This is a genomic window from Thermus sp. FJN-A (assembly GCF_054655095.1).
Genome location: NZ_BAAHSC010000079.1, coordinates 1 through 239 on the forward strand (window position 1 = coordinate 1; position 239 = coordinate 239).

Sequence of the window (239 nt, forward strand, 5' to 3'; positions counted from 1 at the left end):
CTCCGGGTGGACGGCCAGGACCAGGGTGGCCACCTCGGCGAAGGCCACCAGCCAGGGGACCACACTGGGGGTGAGGCCCGTGGCGTCGTCCACGACGAGGGTGACGGGGTTCACCCCTTCGGGGCGCTTGAGGGCCTTGAGGAGGCTCCTCGCCTTCTCCTCGTTCCCCGGGTAGCGCCTCTGCCAGGCCTTGAGGTCGGCCTCGAGGTCCCTCCCCCGCCCCACCCCATCCACCCGGA

The 239-nt window shown here is 72.4% G+C and carries 1 pseudogene; it reads right to left on the reverse strand.

The features are described from left to right. Nucleotides 1–239 (reverse strand): annotated as a pseudogene (locus tag ACYQ0J_RS00420) (ATP-binding protein); the annotation flags it as partial.